Source organism: Burkholderia sp. Tr-862 (assembly GCF_011753085.1).
Taxonomy (GTDB): Bacteria; Pseudomonadota; Gammaproteobacteria; order Burkholderiales; family Burkholderiaceae; genus Burkholderia; species Burkholderia ambifaria.
Window position 1 is genome coordinate 35129 of the sequence record NZ_VWWG01000035.1, and the last position, 16802, is coordinate 51930.

A 16802-nucleotide genomic window follows, 5' to 3' on the forward strand; every position below is an offset into this window, starting at 1 on the left:
TGTCGGATCGTGTTCTCGCCAGCGCCCTCGGGGCGCCGGCGACGTCGTTACGTGATTTGCCACCTGGCCGGCTCGTCGTCGATATAGGCGGTCGTGTATTGGTAAAGGCGCTTGTCGCTGCGCCGGATGGCGACGGCATTGAACACCGGGCCGATCACGCGCGCGCCTGCCCGCTCGAGCCGGCTCAGCGTTTCCTCGATCTCGCGCTCGGTCTGCACGTTTGCACGCAGGACGAGAATCGTCGCGTCGGCGCTGCGCGCTGCCATCGACGCATCGCTGACGGCCAGCACCGGCGGCGAATCGACGATGACGAAGTCGAAACTGGCACGGAACTCGTGCAGCAATTCGTTCATCCGGGGCGTCGACAGCAATACCGACGGATTGGCGGTATACGGCCCCGTCGAGATGAACGACAACCGGTCGTCGATGATCGGCCGAATCGCCTGACGTGCTTCGATGTGCCCGGCCAGCAGATCGGCAAGACCGCATGTGCGCGGCTGCCCGAAGCGAGCGGCGAGATTGCCGCGCCGCAAGTCGGCGTCGATCAACAGCACCCGACTGCCCGTTTCCGCCAGGAGCACGGCAAGGTTGGACGCAACGAAGCTCTTGCCGGTCGACGGCGTCGGGCTCGTTATCACCAGCACCTTGCCGGGCACGTCCGCCATCTCGCTCACGACCGCGGTGCGCACGCAGCGCAGCGCCTCGACCGAGACATCCTGAGGGCACCGCATCGCCAGCAGCGTGGAGCGCAAGTCGCACATCGGCTGCGCAGCTTCATCCGGGACGCCTGCACGTCCGTCCGGAATCCGGGGAGCCAGCGCATCGCCGCCCGTATCCGGCTCGCGTTGCATTGCATCGACCTGCTGCAGGCAACGCGAGAGCCTGACCTGTTCTTCGCTGAACGGGATCACGCCCAGACCGGACAGCCGGAAGCGCCGCTCGACGGCAACCGGATCTTCGATCTTCGACGAGAACCGGCGCGGAACGGTGACGAACAGCACGCCGCACATGAGCCCCAGCGCGCTGCCGATGGGGATGATGAAGGCGCTCTGCGGCTTGATCGGCGCCGCGGGTCGCACGGCGGCATCGAGGATGTGCGCGTTGCCGATCGTGCCGGCACGCGTGACCGACAACTCGTTTGCCTTGCCGACCATTGCCACGTAGATCTGCTCGGCCACTTTCGCATCGCGTGTCAGATCGGCCGACTGGCGCGCGGCGGCAGGCATGCTGGCAAAGCGGGCCTCGAAATTCCGCTTCGCCATGTTGAGCTGGCCGAGCTGCTGATCGATAGTCCGGACTTGCGTGCTCTCCGGCGTGAAGCGCTCGAGCATTTGCGTGCGCTGAATCGTGAGCGTCGCGATCTGTCGGTCGAAGTCCATGATCCCTTGCAGGTAGACTTGGCTCTCGCTGGCCGGCTGCAGCGAAGCGGTCGTCGCCTGATGCTGGGTGAGCTTGTCTTCCGCCACCTTCATCTCGGTACGCAGGCGCGGCAGCTCGCCGTTGACGAATGCCAGCATCCGGGTGGCCTCGTCCTGACGGTATGCAACATGCGAGGCCATGTAGTTCTGCGCGATAGCGTTGGCGACCGCGGTGGCACGCGCGGGATCGGCACTCTCGTAGGAAACCTTGATGAGGCCGGTATCCGCGCCCTGCTCGCTCACCCGCAGATCGCGCAAGAAGCGCTGCATGGCGTCGATGTCGTTATAACGGGTGACCCCAAAGCGCATCCCCGACCGCGCCACCAGTTGCGTAATCAGGATCCGCACGCCATTGCCGGACGCTTCCTTGCCCACCGCCCCTTCCACCAGCACACGCCCATTCGGATCGGCAAGCCGATAGCCGCCATGTTGCAGCGCGATCAATTCCAGTTCCTTGCTCTCGAGACTGGGCGGCACATCCAGGACGGCAATATCGGCTCGCTCTCCGCCCCACCCGTAGTCGCTCAGTCCCAGCCAGGGCGCCGCGAGATGGCCGGGCGTCGCAAATCGCTCGGCAATCTGGCCGAGCACCGGCACGACACGCGGCGTAACGGACACGAACAACCGGTATTGCTCGATGATCGGCGTCAGCACCGAGCGGCTGCGGATAATTTGTATTTCGGTCTGGCTCAGCTGCGCCATCGGCGTGGCGGGCTGCTGCGTCTGCGGGTTCGGCTGCGCAGCGATGCTCAGCCCGCCGGAATTCGATCGATCGACCTGCAGAACCGCATCGGCAGAGTAAACGCGCGTGGCCAACACGCAGTAAAGGCTCGCCGCTATCGTAACCGCCGCGGTGATAAGGATGACGGTCCAGATGTTGTCGATGACGAAACGCATCATCTCCTTCGGAGACGAACCGCCGTTTTCATCGCTGGCATCGATCGTCCCCATTTCAAGCTGTCGAGCAATCATGTCGAAGACTCCTTATGCACGACTTTTTCGATATCCGAAATATCTGCAAGCCACAGTTGTTCGTCTTGCGATATCCGTAGTCTGTCATCGGCTGGCGCCGTGTATGTTCACCAGCGCACATTGCACGTTCCATATCGCGGGCGCGCCGGCGTATCGACATGGTCGCGGCCGGATCAGAACTGGGGAAAATGCCCGCGCAAGCCGCCCCCCTTGCGCAGATAACCCAAAAACAGCGGGATGCCCGTCAAATTGCAGATGAACCACCTGAGCGATGCGTGATCGTCGATGATGATGGTTTTCAGACGAAACGCGTCGCTACGGTGATCGTTCCAGCCGACATCGCAGGTTCGCGCGCTCTTGTAGCCCGCCGCTTTCAGGAGATTGATTTCCCGCTTGCCGTAATTGCCGTTCGGATAGGCGAAGTGTTCGCAACGGTTTCCGGTCAACGCCTCGACTTCGTGCCGGGATTCGACGATTTCCTCTTTGCATTCGCTATCGCCGCAGCGCGTCAGTATCGGGTGAAAGCGCGTATGCGCCTGAAAATCCACATATGGGCGCATCGCTTCGAGCTGTTGCATGCTCAGCCCCGTCGGCTCGTCGTCGCCATCCTGGTCATAGCCGTGGACACGTAGCTCGGCGAGGCGTTGATCATTCGCGAGTCGCTTCAGGCGCTCGACGCCAAGCCGCTCCGCGGCTGGATGCAACCACCAGTGTCTGCGCGGCCGGCAGACAATACGGCTGCACAGGAAAATCGTCGGCCGCACCTTGTGCTTGATGAAGATAGGCAGCAGGCGGGCATTCCCCGCAAGTCCATCGTCAAGCGTGATGGCCGCGCGCGGACGCCCGTTCCCCGGCAAACCTCGTGCGTCGAGCGGCACGAGATCGCATATGGTTCTCAGGTAGGTGAGGTGTCGATCCAGCGTCGCCGGATCGGGGTCGTGGTAGAGCAGGATCGCCACGCGATCGCGCCATAGCAAAGCGCGAACCATATGGTCGATGCCGAACATCATTACACATCGCGAAAGGATCTCTTTCAATATCGCTTTACCCGAGATCATCGTCGACTCTCCGTGTCGTTGCGCATTCGAGCACCCGATTCGAACGGTTCCGTTCAACAACGTTGCGCTGGTGCCGGTTTCCTATAACGAACCGTCTCGCTCGCTCGTCGGCTCGAGGAGCTGGCCTGCCGTGCCGCGCCATCCGATCTTCGCCGTCTCTCTGCGGTGCGCCTTGCCGATGTGCCATGCCACGTGCGGAGCGGCGTGTTTTGCCCCGTAGACAAAACGCATCACCGGACCAAAGGATTGCGCGGAAGCCGGCCCGATCACGTAAAGCCCGCGCACCGTCGTCTCGAAGTGACGCGTCAGCTCCGGCCCGCCGCTGAAGAGTGAAATCGAATCCATGATTTCTTTCGAAATGAAAGTGTGCCGCGTCATGTCGGTCTTGAATCCGGTGGCGACAATGACATGCGAAGCCGTGACGGTCGACTCGCCGTTCCCGTTCGCGACCCGCAGCGCCACCTTGTCGTCATCGATTGCCGCGCTTCGCACTTCGGCGTCGAAGGCAATCGGGATTTTGTCGACGACGCGATCATGCAGCCACCACGCGCCGGACGGGCCATGCAATCGTTCGATGAGGTCCTTGCGCAATCGCTGGCTCAGCGCGTGAAAGACGTACGGATATTCGCAGAGCACATGCGTTCGCCAGCCACGGCCCAGGCCCGCGTCCGGACTCAGCATTTTCGACACGAACGAGCGCTCGGTTTCCGGCGTCGGATTCCACTCCACCGACTGATCTCGCACCAGCACGCGAACGCTTGCGCCAACTTCGTTCAGGAGTGCAGCCAGCCCGAGCGCCGATTGCCCGCCACCGACGATGACGATGTCCCGTCCGGCGGCCCACGTCAGGCTGCCGTACTTTTCGGAGTGAGACACGTAGGTGTCCGGCAATCCCTGCAGCACCGGCGGTGTGTGGGCAAATCCCTTGAGGCCCAGCGCCATCACCACCCTGCGCGCGTCCAGCGTACTGCCGTCGCTCAGACTCAGGTTGAAGCCATCGTCGCTGCGGCGCAGGTCGACGACTTCGACCGGCCGAGTCTCGGCGGCCAGGTTCGATTGGAACCAAAGCCCGTAGTCCACGAAGGTTTCCAATGTCAGCTTCATGCCCACCGGCTGATATTGGATGCCCTTCACTCGGCAATAGTCCTTCAGCGTATAGCCGCGTTGTGGCGCAGACAGATTCGAAGCAAATGCCTCCGAGCGCATGAGCATGCCGGGCGGCATGTAGTTTCGCCAGGCGCACATCGGCTGACCGAGGATTTGATGCGGCACGCCGGCGGCCTTCAGATGCGTCGCGAGCGACAAGCCGTACGGACCTGCGCCAATAATTACCGTGTCAGTCGATGGCATTCTTTGCCTCCCTGAGTATCTGGCGCGCAATCCGGGTACGCCTTTTTTCCCGCCATCCCTTGACTACTCGGCGCAGAGGAGCGATCGCGCAGTAAAACTGCAACGCCGGCAATGGATCGTTCCATCGGAAGTAGCCATCGAACATCCTCGTATCGGCACCCATCAGGCGAGGCGGAGGCCGGTCGAGGAATGTCGCGCGCCACGCGACCGCTGCGTGATTCGTTTCATCGGGCAATGGCGGAAAGCCGAGTTCATATCGATACGCCGCCGCGGGAATATTGACTCCGCACAGCGTCGCAATTTCCTCCTGCCAGTCCGTCCTTCCGACGGTCGGCTCGATCATCACGAATTCCTTGTAGTTGTCGTCCCATTTGTATTCCATGCTGCCCATGCCCACCATGCCAGCGCAGTCCGCGAAGTCCAACGTCATTGGCTCGAGGACGTCGCGCGCTTCATCAGCGGCGACGCAAATCGCCGTATTGCCGACGTCGGGGGGATCGCTCAGGATCTTGCGGCCGGTGAACACGCTGACGACTTCGCCGCCCGCTCCGCGATAGAAGAGCGTGAAATGGATATTGCTGCCTGGCCCCTCGACCCATTCCTGTGCGACGATGCCGCCCGGTGAACTGAGCATGACGATCGCGTGTTCACGCGCCTCGCTCAAAGTCCGCACGCGCACCGCCCGCTCTTTCTTCCCCGTCAGCACGTAGCGCTTGTCGTCGGGCTTCAGCACGCACGGAAAGCGCAGCTCGGCGAGCAGGCCGAGGTCGGCGTGAGTCTGCAGAATGACGGAGCGCGGAACCGGGAAGCCGTGCTGCAACGCAAATTCATGAAACGACGACTTGCTGCTCAGGAGCTTGACGTTGCGATCCTCGGGTAGACAGAAGCAGAACCATTTCGCCAGCTCGTCGCGGTTCTCGGAAACAGAATGAACGGCATCCTCATCCGTCAGCAGGAGCACCGGGGGACGCTCGAACGTCGCGCCGAGACGGGCCATGTCGTCGACAAACTTCCGCCCCACGAAGCTTCGGATCAAATGCCCGCGGACATGGCGCGACCATAAGGCCGGCCCGATTCGTTTGCAGTCCACTGCGACGATCGGCACCCGCTCGCGGGCTAGCGAGCGGACAACGCCCAGCCCGTTGAGCGAGCAGCCGACCACGACAACCGCGACCTTCTGGTCAGAATCGTATCCGTGCGACATGGAAACATCTCCATCGATTGTGTCTTTCATACGCCGAATCCCGTCGGCACCCTTTCGTGTTCCGTCAAAGTCCGGCATGCGCATCGGTCGACGGGGAAACGCCTTCGTGCGCATGGGCAAATGGCCCGGACTCGATGAATCGAATCAGGTGACGCATCTCAATGAAGAAGGTTATGCGCACGTTGCCTCCGTTACGGTGTGTTAGAGCACACTCGCATACGAGCGCTGATGCGAGACCAGGTCTTGAGATATTCGTCGATATAGGTGTATGAACAACCAATGACATGAGGCGTACGCTTCGTCGTTCTAACAACATGATCGATGGGATGGACGCGATCATTCAGCGCGCCGCCCTGGCGGCGCGCTGAATGATCGGAAAACGAATGGTTACGGGATGCCGTCCGCCGTCAGTACGCAGCGTTTCGACCGGTGGCGAGGGTCTGCGCGCTCGGCAGGAGCATGTTGATGACGCGGCTCCAGCGAACGAGCGGCGACGCATCGACGAACACGACATCGTTCGGCTTCAGTTCGAAGTCGTTGGCCAGCGCCATTGCAACCGGCGATCGAGCGTCGAGATGGAAAATTTGCGGTTTGCCAGGACGCTTGCTGCGCACGACATACACCTGCCCGGCATCGCCCGAGTATTGGCTGACCCCGCCGGCGGACCCGAGGGCCTCGTTCAGCGACAGCCGTCCGTTGTTGAGCGGCAGCGAGGTCGCGCGCCCCACCTCGCCCAGCACGAACACCTTTCGGTCGTTCACGGAGTACACGCGCACGAGGTCGCCGTCGCGCAGCAGGATCTTGTCCGGATTGATGCCCTTTTCGATCATCGCGGCGATGTCGACGACGGCGGTATCGTCGCCGCGCGTCACCGCGACCGCCGCACGATCGCCGTTGGCGGTAAAGCCGCCAGCCCGGTTGATCGCCTCGGGCAACGTCATCGGCAGGTCGTTGAGGATCTGGATGCCCGGGTTGCGCACTTCTCCGTCGAGATAGACGCGCTTGCTGCGATATGCCTGTATGCGCAGCGTCACCTGCGGGTTGCGGATGTAGCGAGCGATCTTCGACGCCAGCAGGTCGCGCGCTTTCATCTCGGTCAGGCCGCTCAGCTTGATCGGGCCTGCATAGGCAAATTGCACGTTGCCACCGGAATCGATCGTATAGCCGGCGACGACCGAGTTCGATCCGGCTGCGTCCATGCCGGCGCCGATCGTCGGGGGCGGCATGTTGAGCTCCGGATGATCCCAGACGACGATGCTCAACACATCGCCGGGACCGAGCGTATAGGGGCCGGGCCGGGCAAACAGTTTGCGCACTTTCGTCGGAATGCCCGATTCGACGGCGGCGCGCTCGGTACGGATGAGCTCGTCATTGATCTCGATCAGCGAGCCCGCCGGGGCCGCATCGCGTGCGGATGCACCCGAGCCCGTCCCGCCAGTGCCTCTGGCATCGTGGACCGCCCGCGACGCGTCGCCAAACCGTGCCGTGGCCGCGGCGCCCCCTGCCGAACTGTCGCTGAAGCTCATGCCCGGCGACAGCGCGCATCCGTTCAGCACGACCGCCGCCACGGTCAGGACCGCCAGCCACGATGTGCTCGCTGCCACGGCGGCCACTGGTCGACAAGGAGCCGTCCTGTCGCCGGATTCGAGCCCCGGCGCCTTCGCCCGTTCACGTCGATTATGTAACATCGCGTCATACCTTTTCGTATCAAGGCAGCAATGCACGGGCACCACTGCCGAGGTTGCGTGTATGCGAGCACCGACCATTCATACGATCGCAAGGGTCGCAGCGTTCCGCGAAATGCAGTGCGGACGCGTGAGCGCTCACCTTTCGGTGGGCGGACCGCTGCCATGCAGGCACAGCGCTCATAGGCGTCGGCGCTGGCGGTGGCATTACCCTCGAGCGCCAGCGAGAAGCGTGCCACCCATCGGAAATCCAGTCCGTTTGAGGGACACAGGGCGGCGCGCACGAGGATCGCGAGGCAAAAAAGCGCGTTTTCGTTTCAAATCTGCTACGCGCGCCGCGTCAAGCGCGCACCGATTTCCGGACCGGACGGGGCCGTTTGCGCGCGCGGCTCGGGGCGGCGAACGGGCCGGTGCAACGGACGGCAGAGCCGATAACCGACTCTCGTCCACAACCGTTGCACACGCACGCGTCGGATGCCGCCCGACATGCGGACTGCGATACGCGCGGCCGCGCAACGCACCGGGACCGACTTCGGTGTATCCGCGCTGAAACAAGCGCGCGTGTTCTCTACGTGTTTCCCCGCCCGAGTCGGCACGGCGCGCGCTGCGCAAGATGCGCCCGTTCGTTGGTACCTTCCTTGCATCAACGCGACGGGCCGCCACCACCATGCTGGCCTGCGAGAAGCGCTGGGAATGTCACGGTATCCGGCTGGCCAAGGAGACGGTCAGGAAGCTGATGACCGACGCTGGGCCATGAATGGCGCGCCGACAGCGTCCGCCGAAGGTGTATCAGCCGCGAGCATGGCGAGCATGCCTGGGCGAGTTGATCGAGATCGATGGTTGCGATCATCGGTGGAGTTGAACATCGACACGTTCTGCGCGAACAGCAGCTCGGCGAACAGGCATGGCGGGCGAGCACATCTGACGTTGCAGGATCGGTTGGTCCAGGAACTGCGCTTGCGCGGGATCAGCACGGTAGCCCCGGACAGCAAATGCACCCGACGGAGCGCCATGAAAACAAAAAACCCGCGAGAGACGCTTATTTCTCGCGGGTCTTTGGAACTTCGTGGAATCACAACGAAAGCGATGTTGGTGCCGGGGACCGGACTTGAACCGGCAAGCCAATTAAGGCGGCGGATTTTCGTCACACTGCTTCTTTCGAAGTCGACGTCGTCGAAACGATGCCGTTCGTGCGCTGGACTATGCCTTCACCGTCGCGCGCGGGCGTGATCGCCGCCCGTGCGCCTTAGGCGCCCCCCGTCTAGTCTCTACACCTTCCTCGCAGCAATCTCACCGCGAGGCTTGGCTCGGCGTTGCCTCGATGCGCGCATCAGGGGTTTCGCCGAATTTGAAGGGTTCTGCACCGACCGTTTCCGGTCGGGCACTCAATCGTTTAAGTCCGCTATGTTTACCAATTTCATCACCCCGGCAAAAGGGCGGACGCGATTCTACCATTGCTTCGCGCATGCGTTCCCTGATTCACGCGTCAGCATCGCTGACGCAGCATGATTGCCTGCATCATCCGCGGCCGAATTAATACCCAGTCAACGACGTCGACGCGACACCGTCATCGATTTCGTCCCGCGCCGCAGCATCCCCCGATACAATCACTGCGCCCCGCTCGCCGGGCGCAAAACGTCTGATGTTTGTATCGTATTTTTGACGAAACAGATGTCTGGTGAGTCATCGCGAAGTCACAAACATTTTCGATAATCCTTCGGTCGAAAACGTTTACATCGCGTAACTTCATGACCCCCACCATCAAGGATGTCGCCGCGCTCGCCGGCTTTTCGATCGCCACCGTCTCGCGCGCGATCAACGCGCCGCATACCGTCAGCCCCGCCACGCTGACGACGATCCGCACCGCCATCGACACGCTGCAGTTCCGCCCGAGCCCGCTCGGCCGGCAGTTGCGCGGCGAGCGCACGCGCCTCATCGGCGTCGTCGTGCCGACGCTGTCGAACCCGGTGTTCGCCGACTGCCTGCAGGGCATCGACGAACTCGCGACCGCGGCCGGCTTCAAGCTGATCCTGATGACGACCGAATACGACGAGGCACGCGAGCGCCACGCGATCGAGACGCTGCGCGAGCAGCGCGTCGAAGGACTGATCCTGACGGTTGCCGACGCGGACACGCATCCGCTGCTCGACATGCTCGACCGCGATGGCCCGCACTACGTGCTGATGCACAACGACACGCAACGCCGCCCGTCGGTGTCGGTCGACAACCGGCGCGCCGCCTACGACGGCGTCCGTCTGCTGACCGCGCGCGGCCATCGCCGCGTGCTGATGCTGGCCGGCTCGCTCGCCGCGTCGGATCGCGCCCGCCAGCGTCATCTCGGCTACGCGCAAGCGCTCGAGGAAGCGGGCGTCGCGACACTGCCGCCGGTCGAAGTCGACTTCAACGCGGCCGAGCTGCCCGACGCGGTGCTCGCGCACCTCACGGCGCACGCCACGCGCCCCACCGCCCTGTTCTGCAGCAACGACCTCCTCGCGATGGTCGTGATGCGCGGCCTGCGCCGCGCGGGCTTCTCGATTCCCGACGATTTGTCGGTGCTCGGCTTCGACGGCATCGCGATCGGCGAGCTGCTCGCGCCGCCGCTCGCGAGCGTCGCGACGCCGAACCAGGACATCGGCCGTCATGCATGGCGACGCCTCGTCGAATGCATCGGCGGCGCGACGATCGAGCGCACCTCGCTGATCCTGCCGCACACGGTGCGCGACGGCGCGACGGTCGCGCCGCCGGCCGCCAACCTGCAGTTGCACCAAGCCTGAATGCGTGTGCCGCGCGAGCGCGCGCGGCGAAATACCCTTACCCCGCCCGGAGACCCACCGTGTCCTTTCGCCTGACCTCGCTGCTGCGCGTGCTCGCCGCGCCCATCGCCTGCGCCGCGCTCGTCGCGTTCGCGCCCGCCGCCCATGCCGACGAATCCGCAATCTGCTACAACTGCCCGCCCGAATGGGCCGACTGGGCCGCGCAAATCGCGGCGATCAAGCAGAAAACCGGTATCCGCGTGCCGTTCGACAACAAGAACTCGGGGCAGGCGATCGCGCAGCTGATCGCCGAACAGAAGAGCCCGGTCGCCGACGTCGTCTATCTTGGCGTGTCGTCGGCGTTCCAGGCGAAGGACAAGGGCGTGATTGCGCCGTACAAGCCCGCGCACTGGAACGACATCCCCGCGAACCTGAAGGACCCGCAAGGCTACTGGTTCGCGATCCACTCGGGCACGCTCGGCTTCTTCGTGAACAAGGACGCGCTCGACGGCAAGCCGGTGCCGCGCTCGTGGGCCGATCTGCTGAAGCCCGAATACAAGGGCATGGTCGGCTACCTCGATCCGTCGAGCGCGTTCGTCGGCTATGCGGGTGCGGTCGCCGTGAACCAGGCGCTCGGCGGCAGCCTCGAAAACTTCAAGCCGGCGCTCGACTGGTTCCACAAGCTGAAGGCGAACGCGCCGATCGTGCCGAAACAGACCGCGTATGCGCGCGTGCTGTCCGGCGAGATTCCGATCCTGCTCGACTACGACTTCGACGCGTATCGCGCGAAGTACAAGGATCACGCGAACGTCGAATTCGTGATCCCGCAGGAAGGCACGATCGCGGTGCCGTACGTGATGAGCCTCGTGAAGGGCGCGCCGCACGACGCGAACGGCAAGAAGGTGCTCGACTTCGTGCTGTCCGACGAAGGCCAGAAACTGTGGGCCAACGCGTATCTGCGTCCGGTGCGCGCCCAGACGCTCGGCGCCGACGTCGCCGCGAAGTTCCTGCCGGCGAGCGAATACGCACGGGCGAAACCGGTCGACTTCGGCAAGATGGCGGCCGGCCAGCAAGCGTTCGGCCTGCAATACCTGCAGGTGATGCAGTAAGCGGCCGGAACCACGCGATGCTCGATCTGACTTTCCCGCTGCGCTGGCGCGTCGCACTCGTCGCGCCGGCGCTCGCGGTGTTCGCCGCGTTCTGGCTGCTGCCGATGGCGGCGCTCGTGCACGTGTCCGCCGACGGCGCGTTCTTCACGCAGTACGCGACGCTGCTCGGCAACGCGCGCTACATGAAGAGCCTCGGCGAAACGGTTGCGTTGTCGGCCGGCGTCACGCTCGCGACGCTCGCGCTGTCGACGATCTCGGGCCTGCTGCTCGCGCGCCGCGAATTCGCGGGCAAGCGCGTGCTGCTCGCGCTGCTCACGTTTCCGCTCGCGTTCCCGGGCGTCGTGGTCGGCTTCATGGTGATCATGCTCGCCGGGCGGCAGGGGCTGATCGGCATGCTGTCCGCGAAGCTGACCGGCGACAAGTGGGTGTTCGCGTATTCGGTTGCCGGGCTGTTCGTCGGCTACCTGTACTTCTCGATTCCGCGCGTGATCGTCACCGTGATCGCGGCCGCGTCGAAGCTCGATGCGTCGCTCGAGGAAGCCGCACGCTCGCTCGGCGCGTCGCCGTGGCGCATCTTCGTCGACATCGTGCTGCCGGCGCTCGCACCGGGCCTGATCGCGGCCGGTGCGATCTGCTTCGCGACCGCGATGGGCGCGTTCGGCACCGCGTTTACGCTCGCGACCGACCTGAACGTGCTGCCGATGACGATCTACACCGAGTTCACGCTGAACGCGAACATCGCGACGGCGGCCGGCCTGTCGATCGTGCTCGGCATCGTCACGTGGGCCGTGCTCGCGCTCGCGCGCCGGTTCACCGGCCATACCGCCGCCGCCGCGGCCTGAGGATTCCATCATGCAATCGCTTTCCGGTTCGTCCGCGCCGTCGCCGGCGCCCGCTCCGTCGCATGCGAACGGCGTCGCACGACGCGCGCCGCGCGTCACGGGCGCGCGCGCGATCGCCGCGCTGCAATGGAGCGTCACGCTGCTGCTGTGCGCGTTCCTGATCGTGCCCGTCGTGATGTCGGTGCTCGCGGGCCTCACCGTCAACTATTTCCGCGGGCTGTCGAGCGGCCTCACGCTGCGCTGGATCGAACAGGTGTGGCAGCAATACCAGGGCTCGGTCGCGCTGTCGCTCGGCGTCGCATTCGCGACGCTCGCGATCGTGCTCGCCGTCGGCGTGCCGGCCGGCTATGCGCTCGCGCGCAGCAAGAGCCGCGTCGCCCGCGCGATCGAGGAAGCGCTGGTGCTGCCGGTCGCGCTGCCGGGCCTCGCGTCGGCGCTCGCGCTGCTGGTCGTGTACGGCGGCTTCACCACCTTCCGGATGAGCCTGTGGTTCATCGTCGTCGGCCACGTCGTGTTCACGCTGCCGTTCATGGTGCGCGCGGTCGCGGCCGTCGCGGCGGGTGCCGATCTGCGCACGCTCGAGGAAGGCGCGGCGAGCCTCGGCGCGTCGTTCGTCACGCGCTTCGTCACGATCGTGCTGCCGAACCTGCGCCCCGGCATCGTCGCGGGCGCGCTCGCGGTGCTCACGCTGTCGATCGGCGAATTCAACCTGACGTGGATGCTGCACACGCCCGACACGAAGACGCTGCCCGTCGGACTCGCCGATACCTATGCGTCGCTGCGTCTCGAAGTCGGCAGCGCCTACACGATCGTGTTCCTGCTGATGACGCTGCCGCTCCTCGTCGCGATGCAGTGGCTCGGCGTCGATCCGTCCGGCACGCGCGCGCTGAAGCGCCGCCCGCGCTGACCCTGTGCTGACTTTACCGATCCCATGAAACTCGATTCCACGCCCATCACCCTGACCCGCTGCGCGAAGACGTTCCGCGGCACGCGCGTGCTCGAACCGCTCGATCTGTCGATCGGCGCGGGCGAGACGCTCGTGCTGCTCGGCCCGTCGGGCTGCGGCAAGACGACGACGCTGCGCCTGATCGCCGGCCTCGACACGCCGGACGCCGGCGGCACGATCGCATTCGGCGGCGACGACGTGACCCCGCTTCCGATCGAGCGCCGCCAGGTCGGCATGGTGTTCCAGAACTACGCGCTGTTTCCGAACCTGACGGTGCGCGGCAACGTCGGCTATGGACTGAAGATCCGCAAGACCGAGCCGCGCGCGCTGCGCGAACGCGTCGACGAACTGCTCGCGATGATGCGGCTCGACGCGCACGCGGACAAACCGGTCGATCAGCTGTCGGGCGGCCAGCGCCAGCGTGTCGCGCTGGCGCGCGCGCTCGCGGTGCGCCCGCGCGTGCTGCTGCTCGACGAACCGCTGACCGCGCTCGACGCGAAGCTGCGCGACGTGCTGCGCCGCGAGATGAATGCGCTGTTGCGCGAGCTCGGCGTGACGACCGTGTACGTGACGCACGACCAGGCCGAGGCGATGGAGCTCGGCGACCGGATCGTCGTGATGGGCGCGGGCCGCATCGAACAGATCGGCACGCCGCGCGACATCTACTACCGGCCGGCGAACCGCACGGTCGCGCAGTTCATCGGCACGTTGAACCGGCTTGCGGGACAATGGCGTGACGGCGCGCTCGTGACGACGGGTGGCGCGATCGTCACGCCGCACGCCGCCGACGAGTGGTTCTTCCGCCCGGAAGACGCGCAGCTCGCCGATCCCGCGCATGCGCCGCTGCGCGGTGCGATCGGCGCGTGCGCGTTCCTCGGCGAGCGCACGCGGCTCACGATCGAGCATGCGGCGCCCGACGCGCTCGTGATCGACGTGCCGGGCCGCATCGAGCTCGCACGCGGCACGGCGGTCGGCATCACGATCGCGGCGGAAGGCCTGATCGCGCTCGCCGCGTAACAGCGCCCCACGATAACCAGACATTCCGAGGAACGACGATGCTGCTTGCTCAAATCAGCGATCTCCACATCAAGCGTCCGGGCCAGCTCGCGTACCGGCGCGTCGACACGGCCGCCGCGCTCGCGCGCTGCATCGCGAAGCTGAACGCGCTGGTGCCGCGCCCCGACGCGGTGCTCGTCACGGGCGACCTGACCGATTTCGGCCACGACGACGAATACCGCCATCTGCGCGACCTGCTCGCGCCGCTCGAGATTCCGTATTACCTGATGGTCGGCAATCACGACGATCGCGCGGGGCTGCGCCGCGCGTTCGCCGATCGCCCCGAATTGCAGGACGGCGAGTTCGTGCAATACGCGCTCGACGTCGGCGCGGTGCGCGTGCTCGCGCTCGACTCGCAGGTGCCCGGCGCGAGCCACGGCGACCTGTGCGACGCGCGGCTCGCGTGGCTCACTGCTCAGCTCGACGCCGCGCGCGACCGGCCGGTGATCGTCGCGCTGCATCATCCGCCGTTCGTGTCCGGAATCGGGCACATGGACGCGCTGCGCCTCGCGCCCGACGCCGCCGCGAAGCTCGATGCGCTGCTGCGCGGCTATCCGAACGTCGAACGCGTGCTGTGCGGCCACGTGCACCGGACGATGTTCACGCGCTTCGGCGGCACGCTCGCGTCTGCCGTGCCGGCGCCCGCGCACCAGGTTGCGTTCGACCTGCGCGCGGACGCGCCGTCGGCGTTCCGGCTCGAGCCGCCCGCGTTCGCGGTGCACCTCCATACGCCGGAGACGGGGATGACGTCCCATCACGTGTACGTGGACGAAGGCGACGGGCCTTATCCGTTCTATGAACCGAGCGGGGAACTCGTCGACTGACGACGCGCATCGCGCGCGCATGACGGGCGGCGGCCCGTCGGCGCCCGTTGCGGTCGAGCGGCGCCGATAGCGGGCCGTCGAGCTCCGATCCTGCCGGCCACTTGGCCACTTGGCCACTTGGCCACTTGGCCGCTTGGTCGCTTGGCCGCCCTCCCGGCATGATTCACAGTGCTCCGGTATGATCGGCACGCTCGATCGGCGCCCGGCCGCCTACGCAGCCCACGCCGCGCCGCGCCGCGCGCCACGCCGTCCCACTCCGTTCCGTTGCCGCCATGTCCGCCGCCTCCACCGACCGTCCGACCGACGCCGCCTCGCCCCACTACTCGCGCAGCCTGCTGTTGCTGCTCGCGACGATCGCGGGCGTGTCGGTCGCGAACATCTACTACAACCAGCCGCTGCTCGACAGCTTCCGCTCGGCCTTTCCCGACAGCGCGTCGTGGATCGGCGCGGTGCCGACCGCGACCCAGCTCGGCTATGCGGCCGGCATGTTCCTGCTCGCCCCGCTCGGCGACCGTTTCGATCGCCGCGGGCTGATCCTGCTGCAGATCGCGGGCCTGTCGATCGCGCTGATCGTGGCCGCGGCCGCGCCGTCGCTGGCAGTGCTCGCCGCGGCGAGCCTCGCGATCGGCGTGCTCGCGACGATCGCGCAGCAGGCCGTGCCGTTCGCGGCCGAGATCGCGCCGCCCGCCGAGCGCGGGCATGCGGTCGGCACCGTGATGAGCGGCCTGCTGCTGGGCATCCTGCTGGCGCGCACGGCGGCCGGCTTCGTCGCCGAATATTTCGGCTGGCGGGCGGTATTCGGTGCGTCGGTCGCGGCGCTCGCCGCGCTGGCCGCGGTGATCGTGCTGCGACTGCCGCGCAGTTCGCCGACGTCGACGCTGTCGTACGGCAAGCTGCTCGGCTCGATGTGGCATCTGGCGGTCGAACTGCGCGGGCTGCGCGAGGCGTCGCTGACGGGCGCCGCGCTGTTCGCCGCGTTCAGCGCGTTCTGGCCGGTGCTCACACTGCTGCTCGCCGGCGCGCCGTTCCATCTCGGCCCGCAGGCCGCGGGTCTGTTCGGCATCGTCGGCGCGGCCGGTGCGCTGGCCGCGCCTTACGCGGGCCGTTTCGCCGACAAGCGCGGCCCGCGCGCGATCATCTCGCTCGCGATCGCCCTGCTCGCGGCGTCGTTCGTGATTTTTGCGCTGTCGGGGACGAGCCTCGTCGGGCTCGTGATCGGCGTGATCGTGCTGGATGTCGGCGTGCAGGCCGCGCAGATCTCGAACCAGTCGCGTATCTACGCGCTGAAGCCCGACGCGCGCAGCCGCGTGAACACCGTGTACATGGTGTGCTACTTCATCGGCGGCGCGCTCGGCTCGTCGGTCGGCGTCGCCGCGTGGCATGCATTCGGCTGGATCGGCATGTGCGCGGCCGGACTGCTGTTTACCGCGCTCGCCGGCTGGTTCCACCATCGCGGCGCACGGCGCGACTGACCGCCGCCGCGCGCACCGGCGTCACGCGCCGGCGCGCGACTCGGCCGGTTCGTCGGCGGGTGGCGGCGTGAATGCCTGTGCAGGGTCCATGACCGCGGCCGGGTCCAAGATCC

12 protein-coding genes and 1 pseudogene are annotated in these 16802 nt (G+C 65.8%); 8 read left to right on the top strand and 5 right to left on the bottom strand.

The genetic code is table 11. The features are described 5' to 3' along the window. Positions 1–47 precede the first annotated feature (47 nt). The 5 genes from F3J14_RS13270 to F3J14_RS13290 form a co-directional block, all read right to left on the bottom strand. Positions 48–2390: a polysaccharide biosynthesis tyrosine autokinase gene (locus F3J14_RS13270; protein ID WP_166723369.1), complete on the bottom strand. Its 2343-nt coding sequence runs from the start codon at positions 2388–2390 to the stop codon at positions 48–50. Positions 2391–2563: 173 nt separating this feature from the next. After that, a complete protein-coding gene (locus F3J14_RS13275) occupies positions 2564–3448 on the bottom strand; it encodes a polysaccharide deacetylase family protein (protein ID WP_166723370.1) in 885 nt (294 codons plus the stop codon). A gap of 81 nt (positions 3449–3529) precedes the next feature. Further along, positions 3530–4798 carry an NAD(P)-binding domain-containing protein gene (locus F3J14_RS13280; protein WP_166723371.1) on the bottom strand — a complete coding sequence of 423 codons (1269 nt, stop codon included), beginning with the start codon at positions 4796–4798 and terminating at the stop codon, positions 3530–3532. Then, the gene (locus tag F3J14_RS13285; RefSeq protein ID WP_166723383.1) at positions 4785–6002 is read right to left on the bottom strand and encodes a carboxylate--amine ligase; all 1218 of its coding nucleotides are present in this window, start codon (positions 6000–6002) and stop codon (positions 4785–4787) included. The genes F3J14_RS13280 and F3J14_RS13285 overlap by 14 nt, the downstream gene beginning before the upstream one ends. Positions 6003–6409: 407 nt before the next feature. Next, complete coding sequence (locus F3J14_RS13290; RefSeq protein ID WP_166723372.1) at positions 6410–7690, bottom strand: polysaccharide biosynthesis/export family protein; 1281 nt, start codon at positions 7688–7690, stop codon at positions 6410–6412. A 667-nt stretch (positions 7691–8357) separates the two neighbouring features. Between F3J14_RS13290 and F3J14_RS35660 the strand changes: the two are divergent. The 8 genes and pseudogenes from F3J14_RS35660 to F3J14_RS13335 form a co-directional block, all read left to right on the top strand. Then, a pseudogene (locus F3J14_RS35660) lies at positions 8358–8668 on the top strand (hypothetical protein); the annotation flags it as partial. 767 nt (positions 8669–9435) lie between these two features. Further along, a complete protein-coding gene (locus tag F3J14_RS13305) occupies positions 9436–10461 on the top strand; it encodes a substrate-binding domain-containing protein (RefSeq protein WP_166723374.1) in 1026 nt (341 codons plus the stop codon). A gap of 59 nt (positions 10462–10520) precedes the next feature. Next, on the top strand, positions 10521–11549 hold the full coding sequence (locus F3J14_RS13310; RefSeq protein ID WP_166723375.1) for an ABC transporter substrate-binding protein: 1029 nt from the start codon (positions 10521–10523) through the stop codon (positions 11547–11549). A 17-nt stretch (positions 11550–11566) separates the two neighbouring features. Then, positions 11567–12391 carry an ABC transporter permease gene (locus F3J14_RS13315; RefSeq protein ID WP_166723376.1) on the top strand — a complete coding sequence of 275 codons (825 nt, stop codon included), beginning with the start codon at positions 11567–11569 and terminating at the stop codon, positions 12389–12391. Between the two features lie 10 nt (positions 12392–12401). Next, the gene (locus tag F3J14_RS13320) at positions 12402–13298 is read left to right on the top strand and encodes an ABC transporter permease subunit (protein WP_166723377.1); all 897 of its coding nucleotides are present in this window, start codon (positions 12402–12404) and stop codon (positions 13296–13298) included. A gap of 24 nt (positions 13299–13322) precedes the next feature. Next, positions 13323–14354, top strand: a complete 1032-nt coding sequence (locus F3J14_RS13325; RefSeq protein ID WP_166723378.1) for an ABC transporter ATP-binding protein — start codon at positions 13323–13325, stop codon at positions 14352–14354. Positions 14355–14392: 38 nt separating this feature from the next. Further along, a complete protein-coding gene (locus F3J14_RS13330) occupies positions 14393–15217 on the top strand; it encodes a phosphodiesterase (protein ID WP_166723379.1) in 825 nt (274 codons plus the stop codon). Positions 15218–15489: 272 nt separating this feature from the next. Continuing rightward, a complete protein-coding gene (locus F3J14_RS13335) occupies positions 15490–16689 on the top strand; it encodes an MFS transporter (protein WP_166723380.1) in 1200 nt (399 codons plus the stop codon). Positions 16690–16802: the final 113 nt, after the last annotated feature.